Annotated in this window: 24 protein-coding genes and 3 pseudogenes; 16 read left to right on the top strand and 11 right to left on the bottom strand. The window is 34.6% G+C overall.

The genetic code is table 11. From position 1 onward, the window contains the following. Positions 1–61: 61 nt before the first annotated feature. From ACFVP7_RS10305 to yonT, 11 genes are all read right to left on the bottom strand, one after another. Positions 62–691: a hypothetical protein gene (locus ACFVP7_RS10305; RefSeq protein ID WP_396583204.1), complete on the bottom strand. Its 630-nt coding sequence runs from the start codon at positions 689–691 to the stop codon at positions 62–64. 52 nt (positions 692–743) lie between these two features. Then, the gene (locus ACFVP7_RS10300; protein ID WP_396583203.1) at positions 744–965 is read right to left on the bottom strand and encodes an NUMOD4 domain-containing protein; all 222 of its coding nucleotides are present in this window, start codon (positions 963–965) and stop codon (positions 744–746) included. A gap of 42 nt (positions 966–1,007) precedes the next feature. Beyond that, positions 1,008–1,628 carry a cold-shock protein gene (locus ACFVP7_RS10295; RefSeq protein ID WP_396583202.1) on the bottom strand — a complete coding sequence of 207 codons (621 nt, stop codon included), beginning with the start codon at positions 1,626–1,628 and terminating at the stop codon, positions 1,008–1,010. A gap of 94 nt (positions 1,629–1,722) precedes the next feature. Then, positions 1,723–1,950: a helix-turn-helix transcriptional regulator gene (locus ACFVP7_RS10290; RefSeq protein WP_161986122.1), complete on the bottom strand. Its 228-nt coding sequence runs from the start codon at positions 1,948–1,950 to the stop codon at positions 1,723–1,725. 84 nt (positions 1,951–2,034) lie between these two features. After that, positions 2,035–3,462 carry a protein kinase gene (locus ACFVP7_RS10285; protein ID WP_161986123.1) on the bottom strand — a complete coding sequence of 476 codons (1,428 nt, stop codon included), beginning with the start codon at positions 3,460–3,462 and terminating at the stop codon, positions 2,035–2,037. 201 nt (positions 3,463–3,663) lie between these two features. Next, a complete protein-coding gene (locus tag ACFVP7_RS10280) occupies positions 3,664–3,924 on the bottom strand; it encodes a hypothetical protein (protein WP_323193026.1) in 261 nt (86 codons plus the stop codon). 235 nt (positions 3,925–4,159) lie between these two features. Further along, the gene (locus ACFVP7_RS10275) at positions 4,160–4,291 is read right to left on the bottom strand and encodes a hypothetical protein (protein ID WP_268400779.1); all 132 of its coding nucleotides are present in this window, start codon (positions 4,289–4,291) and stop codon (positions 4,160–4,162) included. Between the two features lie 337 nt (positions 4,292–4,628). Next, positions 4,629–5,861, bottom strand: a complete 1,233-nt coding sequence (locus ACFVP7_RS10270; protein WP_323193028.1) for a hypothetical protein — start codon at positions 5,859–5,861, stop codon at positions 4,629–4,631. Positions 5,862–5,971: 110 nt separating this feature from the next. Next, a complete protein-coding gene (locus tag ACFVP7_RS10265) occupies positions 5,972–6,133 on the bottom strand; it encodes a hypothetical protein (protein ID WP_308154424.1) in 162 nt (53 codons plus the stop codon). Between the two features lie 44 nt (positions 6,134–6,177). Beyond that, positions 6,178–6,429 carry a hypothetical protein gene (locus ACFVP7_RS10260; protein WP_235701170.1) on the bottom strand — a complete coding sequence of 84 codons (252 nt, stop codon included), beginning with the start codon at positions 6,427–6,429 and terminating at the stop codon, positions 6,178–6,180. Positions 6,430–6,447: 18 nt separating this feature from the next. Next, the gene (gene yonT / locus ACFVP7_RS10255; protein ID WP_069322704.1) at positions 6,448–6,624 is read right to left on the bottom strand and encodes a type I TA system toxin YonT; all 177 of its coding nucleotides are present in this window, start codon (positions 6,622–6,624) and stop codon (positions 6,448–6,450) included. 1,029 nt (positions 6,625–7,653) lie between these two features. Here yonT and ACFVP7_RS10250 point away from each other — a divergent pair. From ACFVP7_RS10250 to ACFVP7_RS10175, 16 genes and pseudogenes are all read left to right on the top strand, one after another. Continuing rightward, positions 7,654–7,848, top strand: a complete 195-nt coding sequence (locus ACFVP7_RS10250) for a hypothetical protein (protein ID WP_004399291.1) — start codon at positions 7,654–7,656, stop codon at positions 7,846–7,848. Positions 7,849–7,887: 39 nt separating this feature from the next. Continuing rightward, a pseudogene (gene yonO / locus ACFVP7_RS10245) lies at positions 7,888–9,762 on the top strand (DNA-directed RNA polymerase YonO); the annotation flags it as partial. 185 nt (positions 9,763–9,947) lie between these two features. Further along, positions 9,948–10,850: a GIY-YIG nuclease family protein gene (locus ACFVP7_RS10240; RefSeq protein WP_003230984.1), complete on the top strand. Its 903-nt coding sequence runs from the start codon at positions 9,948–9,950 to the stop codon at positions 10,848–10,850. 202 nt (positions 10,851–11,052) lie between these two features. Next, a pseudogene (locus ACFVP7_RS10235) lies at positions 11,053–11,685 on the top strand (hypothetical protein); the annotation flags it as partial. A gap of 262 nt (positions 11,686–11,947) precedes the next feature. Then, positions 11,948–12,226: an HU family DNA-binding protein gene (locus tag ACFVP7_RS10230; protein ID WP_396583201.1), complete on the top strand. Its 279-nt coding sequence runs from the start codon at positions 11,948–11,950 to the stop codon at positions 12,224–12,226. Between the two features lie 561 nt (positions 12,227–12,787). Beyond that, positions 12,788–12,948: pseudogene (locus ACFVP7_RS10225) on the top strand (hypothetical protein). Between the two features lie 956 nt (positions 12,949–13,904). Then, complete coding sequence (locus ACFVP7_RS10220) at positions 13,905–14,096, top strand: YonK family protein (RefSeq protein WP_396583200.1); 192 nt, start codon at positions 13,905–13,907, stop codon at positions 14,094–14,096. Positions 14,097–14,108: 12 nt separating this feature from the next. Further along, positions 14,109–15,326 carry a hypothetical protein gene (locus ACFVP7_RS10215; RefSeq protein WP_017696868.1) on the top strand — a complete coding sequence of 406 codons (1,218 nt, stop codon included), beginning with the start codon at positions 14,109–14,111 and terminating at the stop codon, positions 15,324–15,326. A gap of 237 nt (positions 15,327–15,563) precedes the next feature. Then, positions 15,564–16,064 (top strand): capsid protein, encoded by a 501-nt coding sequence (locus ACFVP7_RS10210; RefSeq protein ID WP_396583199.1) that lies wholly within the window; start codon positions 15,564–15,566, stop codon positions 16,062–16,064. A 101-nt stretch (positions 16,065–16,165) separates the two neighbouring features. Continuing rightward, on the top strand, positions 16,166–17,158 hold the full coding sequence (locus tag ACFVP7_RS10205) for a hypothetical protein (protein ID WP_250540177.1): 993 nt from the start codon (positions 16,166–16,168) through the stop codon (positions 17,156–17,158). After that, on the top strand, positions 17,158–18,906 hold the full coding sequence (locus ACFVP7_RS10200) for a hypothetical protein (protein ID WP_032721637.1): 1,749 nt from the start codon (positions 17,158–17,160) through the stop codon (positions 18,904–18,906). The genes ACFVP7_RS10205 and ACFVP7_RS10200 overlap by 1 nt, the downstream gene beginning before the upstream one ends. Positions 18,907–18,928: 22 nt before the next feature. Beyond that, positions 18,929–20,467, top strand: coding sequence for a hypothetical protein (locus tag ACFVP7_RS10195; protein ID WP_396583198.1), 1,539 nt, complete (start codon positions 18,929–18,931; stop codon positions 20,465–20,467). Positions 20,468–20,485: 18 nt separating this feature from the next. Then, positions 20,486–21,634 (top strand): hypothetical protein, encoded by a 1,149-nt coding sequence (locus ACFVP7_RS10190; RefSeq protein WP_017696874.1) that lies wholly within the window; start codon positions 20,486–20,488, stop codon positions 21,632–21,634. A gap of 36 nt (positions 21,635–21,670) precedes the next feature. Then, on the top strand, positions 21,671–22,135 hold the full coding sequence (locus ACFVP7_RS10185; protein WP_032721631.1) for a hypothetical protein: 465 nt from the start codon (positions 21,671–21,673) through the stop codon (positions 22,133–22,135). Between the two features lie 25 nt (positions 22,136–22,160). Continuing rightward, entirely contained in the window at positions 22,161–23,264 is a 1,104-nt protein-coding gene (locus ACFVP7_RS10180) for a hypothetical protein (protein WP_017696876.1), read from the top strand. 50 nt (positions 23,265–23,314) lie between these two features. Continuing rightward, positions 23,315–23,788: a hypothetical protein gene (locus ACFVP7_RS10175; protein WP_017696877.1), complete on the top strand. Its 474-nt coding sequence runs from the start codon at positions 23,315–23,317 to the stop codon at positions 23,786–23,788. Positions 23,789–23,797 lie beyond the last annotated feature (9 nt).

The following is a 23,797-nucleotide window of genomic DNA, read 5'->3' as shown; positions in this document are numbered from 1 at the left end:
AACCTCTGAGTAGGGGGTTCTTTTTTTAAAAAATCGTAGTTTCTACTACTGATTGACAAAATTAATGATTATATTCATCGATACCCTTAGAAGATAAAACAACAGAATAAGTTGTTTTTCCAATCATTTCATTATCAACTCTTTTTATTGCTTTAGAAAAAAGTTCTGCAACGTTTCTTGGGAATTGATAATAAAATGGGCGTTGGGATATTTCATCATTTATAAAATCAGTTGTTTCATTTATAAACCATTCCTCTTTATCTGAGTTTATAGTGTTCATTTTAATAATAGCTCCAACTTCTGTTCCGCTGTAATTATCATCAGATGAAAAGCCGATTAACTTTGGTTCGCTATGATCAAAATATCCAAGATAAAAAACTGACAGTGGCTCTCCTGGGAAATTTTCTTCATAATATTTCTTTCCATAGTTAAATGCTTTCTTAAAAAACAAATTTTGATCCATGTAATTGTTTATTGTATTAATTTTCTTATCAATAAATTCAAATGCCTTTCTTGCTATTTCAACTCGCCCCGCAAAAGAAATAATATATCTATTGCTTATGATCTTTATTTTCTTATAGTCGTCTGATGCTATTCCAATTAATTGCCCCAAATAATTGGAATTAGTTATTCTTTTATCTGCAGTCATGATTATATTGTTATTTAATTTTAAAGCTATCACCATTGTCATTTGATTATCATACTACCTTTCTATTAAATTAATTTTGAGTGATATCCCTAATCTAAATAAAATAAATTAGATACTTAATATTGTGGCTTATAGTCTTTCCGTCCTTTGTCAACTTTACAGAAGAATAACCATTAGGTTTTTCATGTAGCGTTTTATCTTTACCTTTAAGACGCCTACCGTCTACCCTGAATCGATCCAAGCTTCTAACCGATCCGTCCATTGCTATCACATATAATCCCTCATACCCTGGGATGGGTTTGTATTCCTTAGACAATTGAGTACCCCATTTCCATGAAAGAATGATTTTATTTGAAAATTATATAGCATTAAATACTCTGTCTAAAGTTTGGATTAACTTATCAATATTCGTATCACAAAATATCATACGTTCAACTTTTGAGAATGTCTCATCTGGTTCATAACCTTGTTTTATATGAGTATTTATATGAAAATCCACTTTTTCATCAGAATACAACTTCATTGAGGTTCCATTTTTAAAATGAATATTTAAATACTTAAACTGATAGCTTCCCCGTTCAACTTCATTGCTATTCAACGGGATCAAATTCATTTTCAGTGTTGCTATAGATGCAAGAGCAAGTGCTTCTCTTATTAAGCCATTTTTATTTTCTTTTACAGTTTTACTAATATAGGAAATAACGCCAGAATCTAATTCATAAGATCTAATTGTCTTTATAGGTATTCTCTCATTATTTATTATTATCATTTTTGGTTTAGACAAAGGTTTAGTCAAATTAAGCTTCTTTATCGTCAAAGCTTGTAATCCTTTATTTGTTTTTTTTGAGTTAAATTCTACTATATCCCCTTTATTAATCTCAGGACAATCCATGCTCTTGAAGTAATGATCAGGATGCCCATCAACCTTAATAAATCCATAACCGTATTCTCTATTATGAAACTTCACAATTCCAATCACTAAATTCCATCTCTCTCTCATTTAAAGTACGATTTTATGCAGACCTAGAAAACTTGTAATTCTTTCCTAACCTTATAACTTTAGTATACCATTTTCATCCTGAGTGATCGATATGGTTATGATTTTTTTGGAAAATCAATAACTCATGCATCTCAATGTTTAGGTATGTACAAACTTTATCCAACAGTTCTCTTGGATACCGCTCCATTTCATCTCTGTAAAGCTTCCTGACAGTCGGATACTCATGATTGATATCTCTGGATAGCTGTCGAATACTGATCTTTCTTTCGTCTAATATGGTCTTTAAATTTGATTTAATCAAGTGTGTCCACCCCTTAGATTTTTGATTACTTAAAAAGATCATTAACTTAATAATAAAAGGGCCAAAGATTCTCTTGACCCTTCATTAATCTTGATCTTCAAGCAGCGTAAAAAACTTTTCTGCCCACTTGTTTTGGCTAATATCAAATATATCTCTTAATTTAATCAAATCACACATCAGGTCAATCACATTTTTATTGTTTTTTTCATATTTATTCAACAATTGATCGAATAAAACGCTTTGCAATTCAGACGAAAAATGTATTAGTTCTGAATAAGTAAGAATGGTATATGCTAAATCAAACCAGGTACTTATATCAATATGCATGTTTGACAATATTATTTGATAATCAAGTTCATTTATTCCAGCATTGAAAATTTCCAACGATGGTTCAAACTCATTCATCATATTAGGATTAGTTATTTTTTCTAATAGATTATAATATAATTCAATTAGAAAAAAAGAGTTTACATTAATTTGATTCGAATTAAACCTACTGTAAAATTGTTCGTAAAATTGATCATATAATATTTCAATAAATGTGCGGACAGACTGTTTACCTGCGTTTTCTTGTATAATATTAATTATTACATCTAGGTTCATGTACGGAGCTGCAACAAAACATCTTCCTATATCTTCAAGACCATTGATTGTCCAGGCATCATTTGCAATTACGTATAATATTTCGTTTAAATTCCTTAATGTTTTGCTGACTATTAAAGGATCATAATTCCTAACATCATCTTTATTACTTATTTCTCCATTCAAACCATAATACCTAAATTCAAGTATGTTAAAATGCTTCTCTTCATGTATAACCTTTAATGTTGTTTCTAACAACAAAACTGATTCTCTATGTTTGGAATAGTCTGGTTTATTTTCTTTTGTTAACAAGCTAGTGCCAAAATCAAGTATCTTAACCCCTAAATCATATTCATTATTGCCTGTATCATCGTCAGTAATAAGAATGTTTTTCGTATGTAAATCACCATGAAATAAACGAATTTGATGACATTTTTCTATAGACTCAATAATCTGTTTAAATAAGACGTGTCTAAAATTAAAAAATATATTTTTGTTATTCTTTAACCAATTATGTAGAGTCTCTCCCTCAATCCATTCCATTATTGAATAGGAATAGCCTCCCGTAGTCTGGTCAGCTACATACACCTTTGTAATGGATGGATCATTTAAGTTAGCTAACTTAGTTACTTCCTCTTTATACTGTTCAAAAACTATGTTATAGTTCTTTGCTTTTTTATTTGGCATCCAAAACTTAATTGCACATTTCCTATTTAAAGATTCTTGGATGCTTTTAAGAACAATACCATTAGCGCCATCACCGGATAATTCAATAAATTTAATATCTTTTATGAATACGTCATTCCATTCGGTTTTATTATTTGCGTATTCAGAAATCCACTGACTTCTTTTACTTGTATTTTTCGAGTCTAAAGGCATCAATTTTAACACACCTTTAGTAAATTCATAATCAATTGGGGTCCTAGACATAATAATCTCCTATTTTTATATTATTTATTGTATATAAGTATACCTTTTCCACGTTTAAATATATACATTTTTATACAAATGGTACTTCATTTTATTTAGATTCCATGGGCGAGGTTCGAAAAGCTCCACTACGTTTTTTTATTTATAATGTACTCTTTAATTATCCTTAGCTTCTTCATAAAATTGTTGTTTTATTTAGATTCAATCAACTTGAACCCATTCGAAATCTCTAATAGGATTAGCGACTAATTCCCAACACTTTCTCTTAGCCCAACCTAATGACTTAACCCATTCATGAAGATTGTTTTTGTCTTCTCCAAGTTCTCCATTTTTATCTAGGTCGTAGACGTGAAAACTGTACACTCCACCATCATATGTAATAACTGCAAATACATCTATTTCTTCAAGTGTTCCAATTTCCCATTCTCCTTTTTTTCTTCTCGTTCTTCCTTCCCACATCATTAATCCAACATCCCTCCATTCTTTTTAATTTAAGAAAGTCCTAATTTCTTCAAACACACTTTGCAAGCCCAATCCTTATTTGCCATCAGCTTAGATTCTTCTATGCCTGTTTCGAAGCAGTCTGTAATTTGATCATACTTTCCACAAATAGACTTGTTATCAATAAAGGCGTGATATTTCGCCTTTGGATGAACCCAATCATGATCTGTTAGATTGCTTTGGATGACAGACTATTTTATTCATCCCTGCCCTCTTTGTCATTCTCATATGATTCAATTTGCTGATTAACCAGATCAATAACGCTTGGTTGCTCTTCATTCAACTTCTTAACTGTATTCATCCATTCGTTGTGGCTAACTTCTTTCATTTTCAACCTCTCCATTCTTCAATTTGTTTTATACATATTATTTGTATTTGTTATTTATATTATAACTTGATAATCTATAATAATCAATAATTAAATACATATTTTTTGTATTTGATATAGCGTTAATATTAATTGCTCATGAGGGGGTTTGGGGGTGGTGTGAGCAAAAATTGTTCAGGTGAGGAACGAACCGTTTTGAACAATTAGCAGCACCCCCATTCTCTTATTTTATTATTTAATTTATTTACTTCTTTTCTTCTACGAGAGACCCCTATAAAACCCTTATGTACCAAGGGTTTCAAAAACGATTTATTGCTTTTTTTTTCATACGCTATTCTTATCTCTGGTTCTCTAACCAATCCATTAACAGCTTTCTCATTCGTGATGATGGGACATATATATTAATATCCTGTCCATTTCTTATAGCTGATCTCCAAATCCATTGAATCATCTCAGATAAAGCAAAATTGTCCTCGTTAATGATTATTCCCTTGGATCTAAAATAATCATCAATTGCAGGATTAACGAATCTGTTTATTGAATAAACCAAAGATCTTTTGTGACTGTATTCGTTCGTTGCTTTGATGTTACAGGCTAAAAAGCCTTTCGTATAACCTTTCCCACTTAGTTTACTTTTATGTGATTTAAAAGTTGTCCAAAGATTATCCTTAGACTTTGATTTAAGTATATTCTGGTAGTAATTCAGAATATTATTCTTAAGCCGTTTATGTAACACTGAACGTTTTTCAAACCAGTTTTTTGATAACGCATAATAATCATCACCAATTTTATTCAATTCACCTTCATATATTTTAATTTTATGTCTTAGAACATCCTTCTTTGCTTTATCAAATTGCCTACTGTGCTGCATTAATTTATAACTGTCATTGTCTTTGACTACTGCATAAAGTTCATATTCTATTCCGTTAATGTCATAATAATATTTCTGAATCTGAGCATCAAACAAATATGTAAGATTATAGACCTGTTTAAATTGGGCAAAGATGTCTGCAGGAAACTGCCAAAACAATACAGACTCATTATGCAAAATTAAGTTTTTACTCTTGGCCAAATGTTTAAGTGTTTGGAACTCTCCTTTATATTCCCTATTAAGATTTCTTTCTTGTTCATCATTCCAAATGATTGTGCCATTATTGTTCTTAATCCATTCATTTTGGAACAGCATATCCAGATCATCCTTGGATATATTTAATTTCTTAACCACTTCCATAGTTTCATCCAGGATAAGAGTATAATTGCCTGAGTAAATCAATTCTTTAGTTGTTTCATTAGCCATACTGAATAAAGCATGAGTTGTTACAATGTCATTGTTATCTGCTAAATGTTTATGTAATGAATCCAGTTTATAGAGCGTTTCCCCTTCCTCACTATGTATTTTTGGTTCGTAAAACTTTCTATTCGTACATGACCTCTTTATTCTTGTTACCTCATCAAGATATGGTGTGATAAAGATAAAATGCTCATTCTTTGGTGCCTCATTCATCATCTTAATAATGTAAGTTGTTTTACCAGATCCCATAATAGAATCAATTACTTTAACCTTCTCCATATATCCTCCTTATATTTTAATTTTGTATTCAAAAATAAGGAACGATAATTGCCTTACCGCTCCCTTATTTATAACGCATATTTAATTATCCTTATCTGTTCGCTGATTGATTAGCAAGAATCATCTTGTTTAACTTTGCTTATCTCTTCTCTGTACTCTAAAAGGTCTTTATCAATTCTGACTGTTGCTTCTTTGATGGAGTCAATATCTTTCTTGAGCATTTCCAATTCCTTTGTCAGCTGCCGAATAGCATCCAGGAATTTTTTCTCCAATCATCTCACCTCAATGATTTAATTATACCATGAGGACTATAAGATTAGTGAGACTTGTTTCTTAGTTTAAGGAATACAAAATAGATGATCCATAACAGTATGGCAATGATACATGTGACTACAAAGATTGCATTGATTAGTGTTTGTGCTTCGCTGCTGAAGTAATCCTTAATGAGTTGAAACATTAAGAATAAGCCAATGAAAGTGATATGAGTAAACCATAATGAGAATCGTTTCATGTTTGCAATGTGCTTGATCATGTTATAATATGGGTAGGAACTAAAGGAGAAGTTCATTCCCCTTTAGCTTAGCTCTCATCGGCGTATATGTTGGCGTTGTCTCTTTGGTCGGAGCCGCTTGCGTATACGCTTTTTCTTTTTGCTTGTCCCATTCTTTAGGTTTCTTACCTTCTCAACTATTGTTAGACTGTTGATTGTAAGAACCGTTAAAGATATGAGAAAAGCAACTATGATACCCACTTTCTCAAGCACTATGTACACCTCCTTTCCTATGACTCTATTATAACATAATTCATGATTTTTATATACATATTTTTTATATTTGTGGTAAGTTATTTATGTGTTGATGGATGGTGGTTGAGATGCTTTGTTTGCTGTTTGAATGAACAAGAATGTAATTGGATTGGGAATTGATTAAGGATGCTTAGAGAGGTATTATATTGATTCTGAGAGCATGTAAGTGTGATTAGGTTGGATGATGATGAGTGTTGTGTATATATGATGTGGGAACGGATGAGGTTAGTAAGTGTGATGAGTGGTTAGTGTAGGATATATGATTAGATAAGATATGGTTATGTATAGTGATGAGGTTAGGTTAAATATGTCTTCGATTCCCTCGGATTCGTTATAAATACGATTATTTTTAATGAATGGTTATTCATTTTTAAATTGATAACCAATTTATTTTTTTAAAATTAATTCTTGTGTTTGGCCTGGAATTATGTTAGCACTAGTGCAGACCTCCCCAAGTCATTAAATGCACGTATAATGTTCCTTATACACGCATTACAATACCAATATATGGGGTATATTTACATCTAATGGTAAAGTAAAGGGAACAGAAGTACCCATAGCACTTCCATTTCCACACCCTATCCAAATTTTCATTTTTCCTAATTCCACCTCAAAATCACCCTTTTTCACATCGTAATCGCTATCGTAAAAGCCTTAAATATCAACATTTTCCCCTCTTCAAATTTACTCGATTTCTTCGATATTTAGATAAAGCAACCACTTTCCCCTACTCTCACTTATGTTTTACGATCGTTTATCCCCTAATCACCATTCGATACAGCAAATCCCCTTATGTTTACTGGCTTTTTAAACTCTTTAATATTTTTTACGATAAGCATGTTTTTAGATTACGATAATCCCCCCCCCTTCTCTAAATGCTTCAGAATTCACCTCTATAACCTGGAGCTATTAACACACTAGCGAAAAAACAATAGACAAATACAAATAATATGTATATAATAAATCCATAAGTGAGGAGGTGAGATAATGCAAAAGGATTCAGAGAAAGTAACGTACATGTTTAGTAATTTAATTGGATTTTTAGAGACTGCTATTATTGAAGGAACTGCTTCACAAGAAGAAAACACTCTTTATGAGGACTATAAACTATTTGGAACAATCGATAAAAAGAGCTATACATACAAAAATCTTGTACATAAGTATCTAAAAAGCGATTATTAAATCAAAAAATATGCATAAAAGTAATAAGGGGAGAATTTATTGAAAGGAAAAAAAGACGGCCTAAATAAACAAGTACATATTTACAGTATTGACACTTCTGCTTTTTATAATGATCAAGAAAACAAATTACATAACAAGATTTTAAAATCATATAGGTACAGAGATCATCTCAGAAAACTTGAACATGTTGATAAAAAACATAAGAAGTACATAACGCAAAGGATTATTTCCTTAAAAGAAAAGCTTTATAACGCCTTTAACGATCATAATCAAATAAGAACACTTAGAACAGATTCTCTGAAAGATAATAATGTGATTTCATTATTTGATTCAGTCTTAACTCGAACGCTGGGAATCAAAGAAAACTCTCTCTCTGAAGAGATCATGGTTGTCCAAACTTATCACTTTCAAATTTTAAGGGACATTATTGATAAAGGATTCATACATAACAATGAGAAATACGTTTATTTCACTAGCAGTGCCGGTCAAATAAGAACAAAAAAATCTTGTTTTATCAAACAAAGCACCTTAGATAAGTATCAAAATGCTTTAACTTGTGGTCTTAGTGTGGAGCATATCAATGCTCAAGGTGGAAGCAGCATAAACAAATGGAATAGCTACATGGCCTTATCGAATAGCGCCAGCAGTCCATGGGAAATTGATATTGATAAAGCAATTGTCGTAAATGACTTAGAAACAAATGTTTCCAGCCTAGTTGATTATATTGACCGGGATACATATGAAATCACACGTAAGATTATGGATATTCCTATAGAACATACAGATGGTTGTGGAATGATGCTCCCTAGTTTGAGTCAGAAAAGCTTTATGGTCAGATTACCTTGGGTTAAGGGTCTACTTGTTCCATTTGACTTTAGAAAGTTTGCTGAAAAACACAGTTCATTTATAGTTAAAGACGTCTACGGTAAAGAATGGGACATTATTAAAGATGATATCCAAATAATTTTTACGAAAAGCCAGTTTAAGATGTGGAAGTACTATGATTCTTGGGATGATTATCGCTATAAATTTAAAAAGTATGGATGTTTAGGAGCTAAATTAAATGAAGAAGATCCATCTGTTGAGGGAAAACTGACTTACCAGATGCTACAAACACTCACTGATATCACAGATGAGGAATTAAAACAAATCAGCTCAAAAACTGTTAGTGAGATTACTCAATTAGGCACTGATAAAGAAACAATGATGAAAGTTTTAGGGGCTACCGAGAAAAATAAACATAAGACAAGCCTTCAAGAAGCTCTACTAATATATCCTGAGCTGCTAAATGATGACCATACCAAAGAAATCATTAAGAATAAGAAGAAGAGTATGATTAAGGACGCCAAATCAGGGAAATTACTTGTCAGTGACGCCAGGTATACATATTTATGTCCTGATCTATACGCTTTTTGTGAAAGATTGTTTCTTGGAATTGAGAATCCGAAAGGACTCCTCACCGGAAGCGATGTCCATTGTTCTTTATATGATGAAGGGTATATTGATATCCTCCGCTCTCCTCACCTATACAGAGAGCATGGAGTTAGGTGGAACAAAAAAGATGAGGAATATGAAAAGTGGTTTATTACCCCAGGTGTTTATACCAGTATTCATGATCCGATATCGAAACTGCTGCAGTTTGACAATGACGGGGATAAGGCCTTAATTATTTCTGATGAGCTGATCGTCAATATTGCCAAGCGTAATATGGAGAACATCGTTCCTTTGTATTATGAAATGTCAGTAGCCCAGAAACAAGAGATTAATAGCAGAAACATCTATGAAGCACTAACTCTTGCTTATGGGATCAATATCGGGGAGTACAGTAACAATATCACTAAGATATGGAACAGTGCCAATATAAACCTGGACGTGATCAAATGGTTATGCATGGAGAATAACTTTACTATCGATTAAATTTTATAGTCGCGTCGCATAGCGATATGCGGATGAAAAGTCAGTGAACCTAGAAAACTAGGGTGTGCATTCAGCGAAAAGTAGCGATAGGAAATGATCGTCAATGAGTGTGCTAACAGGGGAATTCTAATTAATACATTTTACATTTTGAACAATGATATTTAAAACAAGGGGGTGACAAAGTGAAGTTTATAAATGAGGATGAGCATAAATATTTGAGTGGGATATATAAGATTGAGCAGATAAGCACCGGCTTAATATATGTGGGGAAAACTAAGATGAAATTTATTAAGCGTTACTGGCATCACACTTGGAAGCTGAAAAACAATTCGCACTGTAATCGGCATTTGCAGAATAATTGGAATAAATATGGAGAAAACGATTTCCAATTCCATGTTTTACAAACAGTTGATCCAAACTCAGATATGAACGAATTAGAAACTCACTACATAAATGAACTAGGTGCCTATTTAAATGGCTTTAACATGACCACCGGCGGAGAGGGCAAGAGTAATTGTAAGATGTCTGACTCCACCAAAAAGATTATTGGGGAAAAGAATAGGATTAATAACATCGGAAGAAAGCTTAGTGATGAGACTAAAGCCAAAATGAGTAAGGCGAGAATTGGCAGAAAGCTCTCTCCGCAGCATAAGGAAAAGCTTTTACAATCTAGAATGAATAAAAGGCATTCGCCAGAATCTAGATTAAAGATGCGTCAGTCTCATTTAGGGTCAAAAAATAAATCCTCAAAAATAAATGAAACGAAAGCACACGAGATAAAAGTTCGATTGATTAATGGGGAAAAGATGTCTGAAGTATCAAAATCAATGCGTGTTTCCTACCCCATCGTTAAATCAATATTACAGTGTAAAGTATGGAATCATATTCATGTTACTGGGTGGGACGACTTTATTCTTAAATACAAAAGCAAGAAGAAAAGCACTCTTACTCCAGAAGAAGTATTTTGTATAAGAGAACTTCTTAAAAAAGGGTTATCAGCACCCCATGTTGCAAAAATGTGTAACATAAAACCCAATGTTGTTTATGGAATTAAACAAGGAAGAACCTATAAAAATGTGAAATGAATGTAGAATGTATTATATGAAAACCCTGTGCCAAGCGTTTACATCATGCTGAGAAGTACTTGTAAATGAAGGTGCAACGACCATCCTTTATGGAGTAATAATAAGGTGAAATTCCTTATTATGAAGCGCTGACCATCTGTCTAGTACAGATGATGATATGGTCTATTCCCTAATAAATATCGGGAAACCGAGGGTATCAAAGTTCGCAAAGACGCTTTTCATGCCCACCCGCCCTGATCATGTTGATGAGCAAATCAAAGACTACATAAAAAATAAAGTGCCCCACTTCTTCATCAATGCAAAGGATAAAGAAGAACATAGCGTAGAATCGATTAATGAAAGTACAGTAAATAAGTTAGACTCAATTATTCCTAATGAACGAATCAACTTTAACGCAGTTGCAGGAAAATTTGATTACCGTTTCTTACTTCGAAATAAAAAAGTGAAACTTGATGAAACGGTTATCAATGAGTACAAACGTCTTGACCGAAACAAAAAGTGGCTCATGAATAATGAAGAAATTAAACCAGGAGAAAAGCTATACGTCTATAAGATTATCAAACAAAGATTAATGGAAATACATAACGATGAGCAACTTATTACAGATGTTTTAGTTAAGTACCTATATAAAAAGAAGAGTAAATTCAAATCGACTTTGTGGGAGTGCTTTGGCGAACATATATTGGAAAATTTAAAGATTAACTTAAGGAATTTTAAGGCTTGTGGGAATTGCGGAAAAATGTTCAGTCCCTCTTCTAATAAATCTAAATACTGTAACAATTGCTCAAAAAAAATGATCTTAGATAAACATAAACGCTACAATAAAAAAAGATAACGACCAATAGAAAGTGCCTTGAGCCTTACTCCCCCAAGGGATACAGCATTTCTCGGCAAAAAAAGATCAACAAAAAAGCACCTTGAACCCTTGGTACGACTGGGCTGAAAGCCCCTTTTGAGATAATCGCCATAAGGGAGAAAGAAAGCTAATTTCCACATAAAAGGGCGAGTAAGTCTCCCATTTTTTCAAAAAACCACAAACGTTACCGTAATTATACTTTAACACAAAAATAAACGAAATCACTAGGAGGATTTAAAACATGAACAAAACAGAATTTGTTGGAGCAGTTGCAGAAAAATTAGGTGTTACTAAGAAAGAAGCTACTCCTAAAGTTGAAGCAGTATTTAATGTCATCGTTGAAACACTAACAAAAGGTGAATCAATTAAGGTTCCTGGAGTTGGAACATTTGAAGTTCGTGAACGTGCAGCTCGTAAAGGGAGAAATCCCCAGACAGGAGAGGAAATTGATATTCCGTCTACAAAAGCACCTGCATTTAAGCCGGCAAAAGCACTTAAAGACGCAGTCAAAGCTAAATAATCAGTTAATGAGGACGGCAGGAAAGGCTACCTGCACGCTTTGTCACAAAGAGCTTATGCTCCTAAAAGAGGCAGAGTTAGAAGTTATGGAGGAAATTGTCGACCTCCCCTCTTTTCGCTTATCTTCATCTCCGGGTTAATTAATTATAGTTTTTTATTGATGGCATGGGGGTGCCGTCAATAATTAGTTGATTACTGATATTTTATTTGGGATATCAGTTCTCGACTAATGTTCATTTATGAAGGTAAAGACTAATCTAAATGAATATTAGTGGAGATTCCTCTCCAGTGTGGACTAGCTTTTCTTGATTAAACAATATCTACTCCCTTCTTTTCTGTATCATTCTGACACAAAACTGCGGCTGGTCATTGCAGTTAGTCGGATAATAGTCATTTATGAGGGTGCGAGGTTAACTCGGATGTCTGTATCTTCAGGAGACAGATAAATGGCTATTATCGGGCTAAACATGTCGGTAAGACCTTTGCTACTCAAGTTTTTCATGTAGGGTGAATCCCATCACAGTCTTACTATGGGTGACATGTAGCCTGAATATTAATTGCGGTGTATTGCTTCGGCTTGCACTTAGGGAAGGGTAGATGCGTCTCCCTTCCCTTTAAATAATGCCCTTGTAAGCTTTGATGCTTATTATGCGGTCAACGTGTAAACGAGTCTTTGAAATTACATACCCTCGTAAAATAAGTGATATGGTTTTGGGCGCTTGATCACCGCTCTCATTTCACAGAAAAGGATCGGTCTTGCCTTTTCATTTTCACTTAGTAACATATTCGCTATTTATTCGCTACTTTTCCTTCAAGAAACTTACCTTTCCCATGCACATACCTCCTTACACGGGTCAGAGAAAACTGTGCAAAATAAATGGCGAGCGTTTGAGACGCTTTGTTTCTCAATAAGGCGTGTAACCTGACAAGAGAGACTGAAAATGCCATTGAGAAGGCTTATAATGGGTCTTTCCTTCTCATTATTGGTGTTTCGCCACCATAATGTGTCGAGGTTTAGAGTTAGTATTTCATTGTCTGATCGAGAGTAGCTGATTAATCCCGCGTGGGGGACACTAAAGATACCGCGATACGTCCAGCTTTGGGATTCCTTCCATTGCCGCTACTAATCAAGGCTTCACTGTGAATTCAGAGATTTTACACAGTTCTTAAATGAATTAGCTCATCTGCCAGGTGTAGAAGGAGAATCCGGTTTTCACACAGCGATTACCGGTTTATATGCTCATGTACCATGATGTACAAGGAGTTCCTGAAGACGTTATTATGGCGTCTTTTGATATTTCGACTTACTTATAGTTTGTCAACTGCAAAGGTTTCAGTCGCTGAACCCGTAATCCGCGTAATCCCTGTCGATCTGAAGGCTTGCGTCCCAACGTTAGCTACTGAGTAGGTGAAACGGGGTTAGAATGTAATCAGAACAAGGTCATCTAAATCGTTAGATGGCCTTTTTGTGCTTGCGTTTTACTGATCAGCCGGAATGTGCTTCCGAGCCTTCCGGTACGCAAGTTATCAATAATCTCCTTCGGGCGTTTCCCCAACGCCTATCCGACTTATCTTTCATCTCCTTTATATCCCCTTCTCGGACGTTACCGATGCTTCGGATCATCGGGCTTCCGAAGGAGCTTATTGTACGTAAATAGAAAATTATTGGAGGAATTTAAATGGCAAGCAAAAAAGTACATCAAATTAATGTTAAAGGCTTTTTCGATATGGACGTAATGGAAGTTACTGAACAAACTAAAGAAGCTGAATACACATATGACTTCAAAGAAATTCTTTCAGAGTTTAATGGAAAGAATATTTCAATTACTGTAAAAGAAGAAAATGAACTTCCTGTTAAAGACGTTGAGTAAGGCGGTGACTGAATGATCGATCCTGTTCAAACTAAGCGTCACTCAGATGAAAACCTTAAAGAATGGAAAATAAGAATCTGCTCTAATAAAGACATTTATAATCTAAACTGGGAAGAAATCAAAGAGTTAATCAACAAGGAAACCGGCGAATCTAAAGGTGAATCAGCTTATAGAAAATGGTTCAACAACTTCATTGAAGGAGTTGAATACCAAAAAGAAAAGTCAGCTGAATCAAATAATTCTCTCCTTGAATTGGAACTGAAAAAGGTTGAAATCATGGAAGAGAGAAAAAAGCTTCAAGCTGTAAAGCATGAAATACATAAAAATACACGTGTCAAAGGTCGAACAGAGCTTCTATATGAAAATGTAACTGAAGCAATTGAGAAAGTAGGTACTCTCCCTCCCCCTTCCTTCTATCCATTAAATAAGAGCGAAAGAAAAAGAGCTGCTGTTCTAGGGTTTGGAGATGAACACTTCGGGAAGCAATTTAAAAGCAACAACAATGAATACAACGAACAGATTTATTTGCAGCGTATGAATCAGATTCTTTCTGAAACTGTTGAGTACATTCAAAAAGAAAATTTAGATGAGCTGGTCGTGTTAAATGGTGCTGACAGTGTTGAAGGTATGGCATTGCGCGTATCGCAATTAACTGCCCTTCAGTACGGGTTTATTGACCAAGTGATTAAATACTCTAGGTACAAAGCTGAATGGCTTTTAGAGCTTTCTAAGCACGTCAAAATTAAGTACATACATATCCCTTCTGCAAATCATACTGAACTAAGATTACATAATACAAATCGCTCGGAAATGCCTAAAGAAGATGTAGAGCGTATTATCGCTACTTATATCCATGACGTACTCAAAGACAATGAGCGAATTGAAGTTCCTTTATACGACGAAGGAATTGTGGATTTTAAATTACTTGAATTTGAAATTGTTGCTTGTCACGGACACCAAATTAAAAACAAAAAGAATGCCATTCGTGACATCTCACAGATGAAACGAAAATTCTACGATTACATGTACATCTCCCACTTCCACCACGGAAACATGCTCACTGTAGGTGAAGCAGCCACTCATAATATCCAAGTTATACAACTCCCTTCTGTAATGGGTTCCGATGAATACAGTGACAGCTTAATGACAGGTGCCAAAGCTGGAGCAAACTTATCAATTTATGAATCTGGTAAAGGTCGGACTATTCAGTACGATTACATATTGAATTAATAAGAAGGAGTAAAAATTAAATGAAGACAAAAAGTTTTATTAACGAATTAAGTGGTCATTGGGTTAATTTCTCAGATGAATTTAAGACGGAGCTTTCCTTAATTATTGCCGGTTAATTTCTACAACTTAGCCTAACCGAAGTGTTTGGACATTATTTTTTCAACTAAGGGAGTCTCATGTAGGCTCCTATAAACTTTGTTTAAAACTTTAATTTTATAAAGATGAGGATGAGGAAGATTGAAAGAAGAAACTAAAATTCTTTGGGAATATGTAAAGCTGCTAAAAGAAATTAATGATAGTGGTTATCTGTGTAATAGGGAATTAAAAGACGCTCTAACAAGTCTGCATAAAAGCCTGGGATTTGAGAAAAACACTAAAAGTGAACAATTGAACCGAGACGTCAAATTCTCTTCTAAGCCCTTAAACGGAAATAGCTACACATTGAGCTCGGGCTATAATCCTGAAAGAATTGCTGTAATTAATCCTGGAAGAGAAGAAACAACCTTTTTAATTATTGATTTATACAATTCCCGTATTGAGGACATCTCAAAGAAAGTGGAATATGGAACGTTTAAACATCAGGCTAGTCAAATAAAAGCCATAATTATAGACAAACGACCGAGTAAATTAATAATTGATGCAAACGGTATTGGAAAAGGTTTGCTTGATGCTCTTGCTGATGCCTTAAAAGGAACCAAGGTTGTTTTGTCCAAAAATGGTACCTTAACTTATAAATAAAATACTTTTTTAGAACGTCCAGTGATGATTGCGGTACTCCCCTTCCGCTCTATTGCTGGGCGTTTTATAAAATGTGTTTACATCAAATTTATGGAGGTGAAATGGTGGGTCGAAAACCTAAAGAAAAAGAAAAACTGTTATGTGCTGCATGTCAAAAGGAAAAAGACAAAGATTCTGGCTTTTATAATTCCCGCAGCAAGCTTTACGAAAAAATAGGAAAAGTACCAATTTGTAAATCTTGTCTCAAGAAAAATATTGATTACAGCAACATGGACTCTGTATACACTGTCTTACAGCAAATCGATGTCAAATTTGATCCTTTATACTGGGAGCAAGCAGTTCAAAGAAAAACTGACACATTTAGTGCATATATGACAATGGCAAATTCCCTAAAGCAGTTTAATGGAACTGGTTGGAAGGACAGTATTCTAGAACAACAAGAAAAAGCTATTGCTGCCGAAACTCAGCGTGATTCAGTAGAACAAGTCTCAGATGAAATAATTGATAAATGGGGAATTGGTTATACACCCGATGAATACCACCAGTTTGAAAGGAAGTACAACAAACTCATTCGAAATTATGGAGAAAAAACCGCTCTCCATACTGAGGGATTACTCTCCTATATTCGCTTTCGTGTCAAAGAGGAATTAGCTACAGCTAAGGGTGAAGTAAAGGAAGCTAAAGAGTGGGGTCAAATGGCTTCAAAAGCAGCTACTGACGCAAAGATCAACGTTTCTCAGTTAAGCAAAAGCGATATTAGTGGCGGTGTGGATGTGCTGTCACAACTCTTCGAAGCAGTTGAAACTGAATTAGGCATCATCCCTCTCCTTCCCCGCCTAACCGCTCAACCTTACGATGATGCTGATTTAATCATTTGGGCCATAATCAATTATTACAGAAGACTAGAGGATAAAGAAAAAGTAGCTTATAAAGACATATATCATTTTTACGATGAGATGCTCGAAGAAGATTTCAAATCAAAGGGGCTAACTACAGAAGAAATTGAAAACTTGAAAAAAGCACGAAACAACGTTTTCCGTGACTTAGAAGATGTGTATAAAGAGCCACTTTACGACACTGGGGATGAAGAATAATGGCAAGCTACAAAAACTTCACCTCTAAGAACAATAAACATACAAAAAATCGAACAGATATTTATGAATCCTCATTTGAAACTCCAGTAAATCCCAATGATAGCTCTAACTTAATACAGAAAAACATTTCAAAATGGGCAGAATTCACCTCCTTCATTCGTTTTTATCCTGATATTTTTTATGACATGTTAAAACCCGAAGTTGGTGGAATCGAACTTGATTTATACCAAAGAGTTATGATGAGAACCCTAAGTCGCTTCCCTCAAAATTACTTCTGTATTCCTCGCGGCGGATCAAAAACTCTCACTCAAATCATGGTTGCGTACCATACAGCAATCTGCTTCCCAAATGTCACATTAGCAATAACCGCTTCAACCAAAGAATCTGCGGTTAAAATTTGGAAAGAAAAACATGATGAAATTTTAAGGTTCTATCCTTCTATCGCAGATGAAATCAAAAGCGAAAGTTTTTCCAAAGATACTGGAAGAGTTGAATTTCAAAATGGCGCAATTATCGATAACCTAGCCAATGCCCAATCTTCAAAGGGATTACGTAGAAGACGTGGCTCTCTTGAAGAATCTGCATTAATCGATAAAGATCTCTATGATGATGCCATTGAACCAATATTCAATATTCCACGAACTACAATGACTGGTGAAATTGATCCTGCAGAATTAAATGGTCAAATAAACCGTTTTTCAACATCAGGATACAAAAACTCTGATGAATACGAAAAGATTCTTACTATGGTTAAAGAAACTGGTGACTTGAAAGGCTCCTTTGTGTTTGGATCTGATTGGAGAATTCCTATCCACTTTGGTCGTCAAAAAATGTCCACGATTAATAAAGCCAGACAAGGAAACGTTACCCGCTTTCGACAAAACTACCTTTGTGATTGGATTGGTGCAAGTGACGGAGCTTTAATCAACATCAGTAAATTAATTAAAGCCAGAACTATTACACAACCAGAGCTATCTTGTCCTCGGGATAAAAACAAAAACTTTTTGCTTAATGAGTATGTTATTGGTGTAGACGTTGCACGTTCTGCAGCTGAGTCAAACAACAAAACGGCTATTATTGTTTTAAAAATTATTAGGAATAGTAACAACCTTATTAGACAAGTTCAAGTAGTTAATATCATTGAACCACCTAATGGATTAAGCTTTAAGGAACAATCCATCATGGTGAAAAGAGTCTTTAAAAATTATGGCGGAAACCAAGACCTCTCACTCTCTAGAGTAAAAGCTGTTGTTGTTGATGGTAATGGAGTCGGCGGTGGATTAATCGACCGATTATTAGAAGATGTTACTGATCCTGAAACAAATGAAGAGCTTGGATGTTGGGCTACAATTAACACTGATCAAAAACCAGACGTGCCTAATTCACCTGAAGTCGTTTACAATCTAAAATCACAAGGTATAAACCAGGATATTATCACCCAGTTTTTAGACTATGTTGAATCGGGGAAGTTAAAGTTACTCAAAGCTTTCGAAGATATCAAAAACCAAAAAGACATTGCAGACGATGTTATGGTTGAAGCAGCATGTATTCAAACTCAGTTGTTTATTGACGAAGTGGCCAACCTACGGATCAAGAAAAACCAAAATTCTTTTACTGTAGAACAGGTTGTAAAACGTATCGATAAAGACAGATACAGTGCGATTGCTTACGCCTTATATTACATTGCTCAATTTTTAGAGAAAGAGGAATCCGATGAAGAGTATTCATTTGGGTTCTTTTTTAATTGAATTTTTAATCAGGAGGTGAAAAATGGATACCCAAAAAGAGCCGTCTTATGAATATAATACTGATTTATCAAACCTGGATTCGCTATTCTTCAATACCTCAAATACTTCAGTTTCATATGATCGAGTGAAAACTTGGCTTAATAATCACAATCTTTATAACAAACAAATTCGAAATGCCTCAAAATTTCTTTATAATTCAAATGGTATTTACAGGAATGTAATTGACTACATGGTTTCTCTCCCTACCCTAGACAGAGTTGTCTACGGGAACTCAAATGATCATAGTCAATTAAAATTGGACAAACGAACATATGGAATCGCATTAAGAAAAATAAATGACAAAAATATTGTTCGAGATTCACTTAGAAAATTAAGTCTTTACGGCACATCTTTCCATTATTTCGAATCAGTTGCAGCTGACAACTTTCCTAAAACTCTTAGTGATTATGAAGTTGATTCAATATCTGAAATCAACGATACAAAAGAGTTCAATTGTTCTATCCTCCCTCTCCCTATCAATTACTGCAAAATTGTCGGGAGAAAAAATTCTTCATATTTGGTGGCTTTTGATGTATCCTACTTTGATCAATTCACAAGCAAAGGGAGATCTTTAAAACTTAAAAGGTGGCCAAAGGAATTTAGACAAGGTTATGTTGAGTACAAAAAAGATCTCAATAAACGTTGGCTCGTATTAGACAACAATAAGACAGTCACCGTTAAAGGTAGCGCTGACTTGGAAGATCAATGGGGACGACCGATTGGACTAGCTGCATTTGTTGATATGGTTTATGACGATTATTTTGTTGATACAAAAAGAAACATTCTTGATGATTTGAACAGTACATTAATTTATCAAACATTACCTGAAGGTGAAAAGAAAGGTGTTTCTTCTTTAACGCAAAAGCAACAAGAGCAACAGCACAACAGTATCAAAAATGCCTTAGTTTCTAAAGGCGCTGTTAAAGGAATAAAATTCTTCTCTTTGGCCTCTGGCACTAAGCTAGACAAGCTTGAGACTAACGTTGATTTCCTTAAAGTCAAAGGCGAAGATGAATTAATAAAACGAATATCAACTAACTTAGGTTTTGCAGGTTCAGCATTAAATGGACAAGACGGAAATTATTCCTCTCAATCTACAAACATTGAAATGGTGTCCTCACAAATTTTCTCCTGGTTAGAACAGATCTCTAGTGAGTTTAACAAAGTCATTAATGCAAATATCATTAAAAATCCCAAGTCTTATGTTGAAGTTTACTATCTCCCCCTTACACACGTTAACCGTAAAGAAAAAGTCCAAAATATGAAGGACTTGTACACGAGTGGTCGAGGAAGTTTAACTGCTTGGATAGCAGCTACTGGGTGGAATCCTGATGCCTACTTGTCATTAATGGAATATGAAAAAGAAGAAGGATTCGATGAGAAGTTCCCTGTTCATGCAACTTCCTACACTATGAGTAAGAATGATAAGTCTGCTGGTCGTCCTGAAGACGATAGTTCTCAAAACGAGAACACCATTAAGTCCAAAACAAATAACAGTAATGGTACGCCCTCTGGCTCATGAAGGGAGGTGAATTAATATTTGAGTAGTGCAATCTTAGAGATTAATAATCAACGAAAAGTAAGTGGACGAACCTTTGTAAAGTGGGTTGTTCTTGAAATACATGAAAACAATGCCCAATACAATAAAAACGGTATTACCTGGATCGAAAAATACGTTAATGCAAACTTAAATTCCATTAAGGATATGCCGCTGTGTGTAGAATTTATTGATTGTGAAAACAGTGAACCATTTGGCCATGGCATGACAGAAATTAAAGATGGGACTCCCCTGTTTGAAAACAGTACTGTAGTTGGTGTTACAACCAATGGATATATCGACACTATAGAAGTAAATGGTCAACAAAAAAGAGTGTTAATTGGTGAAGGTTTTATTTACAACCAAAGGTACCCTAAGTTTGTACAATGGCTTAAATCGAAAATGTTTGATGGCGAATTCCCTGAGACCTCAGTAGAAATTTCTGCAGTTGAAGGCAGCTCTTCAATTGAGTATGACGGTGGATATAAAGAAAAAGGTCGTATACCTATGAGATTTGATTTCACCGGCGACGCAATTCTCGGAATTGATCCAGCTGATGATGCTGCTGTCTTACTGGAACTAAATAATAATCACAAGGAGGAACAGTCAATGGCAAAAACACAAGATGAAGCATTAGTTGAATTGAATAATAAGCTAAACATTGAGAATAAAGCACTTGAAACAAAAGTGGCTGAACTTAATGAGGCGCTTAAGAAAAAAGATGAGGAGTTAAATGCTGCAGTAAAAGCAGCTAAAGATGAGAAAGCAAAAGTTGAGGAGAAAGAAAAAGAAATCAAAAAAGCAAAAGAAGAAAAAGAAAAAGCTGATGCCGAGTTGAATTCACTGAAAGATTTCAAACAAAACGCAGAAAACGAAAAGCTAAAAAGTGAACTAAATCAAGATCTCAATAAATATACAGAGAAAGAAAAATTGGTCGCGAAAGAAAAAATCGAACTCTTCTCCAAATCTCCTTCTCTTGAACTAAAGACACAAATTCTCTCGGAAATTAACTCTTCAATTGCTCAATCATTTATTGCACAACGTCAAAAGAATCAATCAACTGAAACAAATAGCACTAATGATAAAGACATTTTTTCAGAAATTAATGATGCTGGACAAGAAAGCTCAGTATCTATTAATGATCTCTATTAAAATAAAATAACACTTTTATAGAAATGAGGAATTTATATGTTCAAGTTTGGAACTATTGGTGCCTTCAAACAGGTGCGAAATAACCCGCGTTGTAAAGCAACAAAAGATTTAGTGCCTGGCTTGGTTGTGTTACCAGATGACTCTACTGGCCTGGCGCCTACCCCTGCCGATGCTACAGCAGCAAAGGGCGACATTTATGTTGTTGGCAATATCATTGATAAACCTGAGGTTAGAAACAAAGCTGATTTTAAAGTATTGAAAGATGAATACGTTCGTGCTTTCCGTGTAACTGATTTGGCTGACCTACCAGTTGAATTGAGTCAAGATACAGTTCAAGGTTTTGATGCTCTCATTGTGGGCGATGTTATTGTCCCAGCAGGTGATGGAACTGGTCAATGGACTAAAGCTGGAGAAGATGTTGCTGATTATAAAGTTAAGCTTAAAGTTCTTGAAAAAACTACATTCGGTGGTAAAGGTCTGTACTTAAAAGTACAAGCCTAATCCCTAACTTTTGGAGGTAAAACTTATGAAAATTGAACTTAATAACGTAAAACGGGATTCAGATGTGTTTGCTAATCCCAAGTTAAATTCAAAATCGCCAATTATTGAGATCTTCTCTGCAATTGCAACAGGAAAAGATATTTCTAAATTCGGTAATAAAGCCGATACAGTTATGAAACATGTCAAAGATTTAGCAGCTCAAGCTGTACTAGGAAACCCCGTGGCAAAAGCTGAAATAAATACAATTGTTAGATTGGCAATTGAACCTAAACTTATTTCAGCTGTTAAATTATTTGATTTCATGGGTACTTTTAGACAAATCGGTTATGATCAACAACCAATGATGACTACATACGCACACGAATCAATTAGAAGTGGTTTCCAAGCTTCTCGTGGAGACGTTCCTTTTGCTACTACAACTTGGAACGAATACCCTATTGGAACACAGACTATTTCAGCAGGCTATGCTGTTAATTACCGTGAAATCCAAAGTGGAAACCTAGATAAAGTTGCTGAAGGTATGGAACAAGTTCAGACCGATATGATGAATAAAGCTATGTATTATGTCGTAAATGAAATGTACAACGCCATTAAGTCAGCTACCGGTGTTAAATATTTCTCGGAAAATGCCGGTATTCAAAAATCTGCAGTTGATGACACTATTAAGAAGGTTCGTAGATTCGGTCAACCATCTATCGTTGGTGATTATTCTGTTGTTTCTCAGTTAAATGATTTTGCTGGATTCCAAGCAGTCGCCGGAGATGCGACTAGTACAAAATTGCCTGAATCAGTAATGGATGAAATCCGCAAGACAGGTTTACTGAGTACTTATAAAGGTTCTTCTGTTGTTGAATTACCTAATGCATACAACCTCACTGAACTTAACAAGACTGGAGATAACTTCAAAACTTACCTTCCTGAAGGTCTTCTATTCTTCATTCCTCAAGGTGCAAAATCTCCTCTTCAAGTATTCCAACGTGGTGGATTAACTTCTATGACAGGTAACGATATCGTGTCTGGTACAGAGATTACTCGATTTGACATGGAAATCGGTGCAGGTGTAGCTAAAGGACAAGAATATCAAATCGGATTAATCCGTGATGAAAATTTCGAAATCACACCTGAATAAAATCATTATGGAGGGCATTGTCCCTCCTAAGTAAAATTATGGAGGGTATTATGTCAATTAATTTAGATAAGAAAATCGCTATTAAAAATTTGTGCTCGTGGGACTTATATTTCAAAAAATTAGAAAGCCATGGAGATTTCCGTTTACCTGCTAATGGCATTCGTCAAATTACAGTAGGTGAAGTTCAGTCTCAAGTTTTTGATAATGTGAAAATGTTTGTAGGCACTGATGGGCAAGGGTCTCATGCGAAAATTTTCATTGATGATAAAGAAACTAGGGTTCACCTTGGGTTTGAGGCTGCTGAAAATGACAGTGAGCAAGAAGTGATCACACCTGAAAGAATCAAGCAGATTTTAGCTTACAAAACTCAGAAAACATTCGAAGAAAATGTAACTAAAGATATCAAACTAGAATCCGAAAAAGCTCAGTTATTTGAAATTGCAAAGAAAGAAAAAGTAAATGACTATAAAAAGATCAAGTTTATCGAAGAGTTTACTGGTTTTAAATTTGATACAGAATCATAAGGAGTGATT

The sequence above is a fragment of the Bacillus sp. SG20033 genome, from assembly GCF_044570195.1.
GTDB classification, from domain to species: domain Bacteria; phylum Bacillota; class Bacilli; order Bacillales; family Bacillaceae; genus Bacillus; species Bacillus subtilis.
This window is presented reverse-complemented; position numbering and strand designations above follow the sequence as displayed.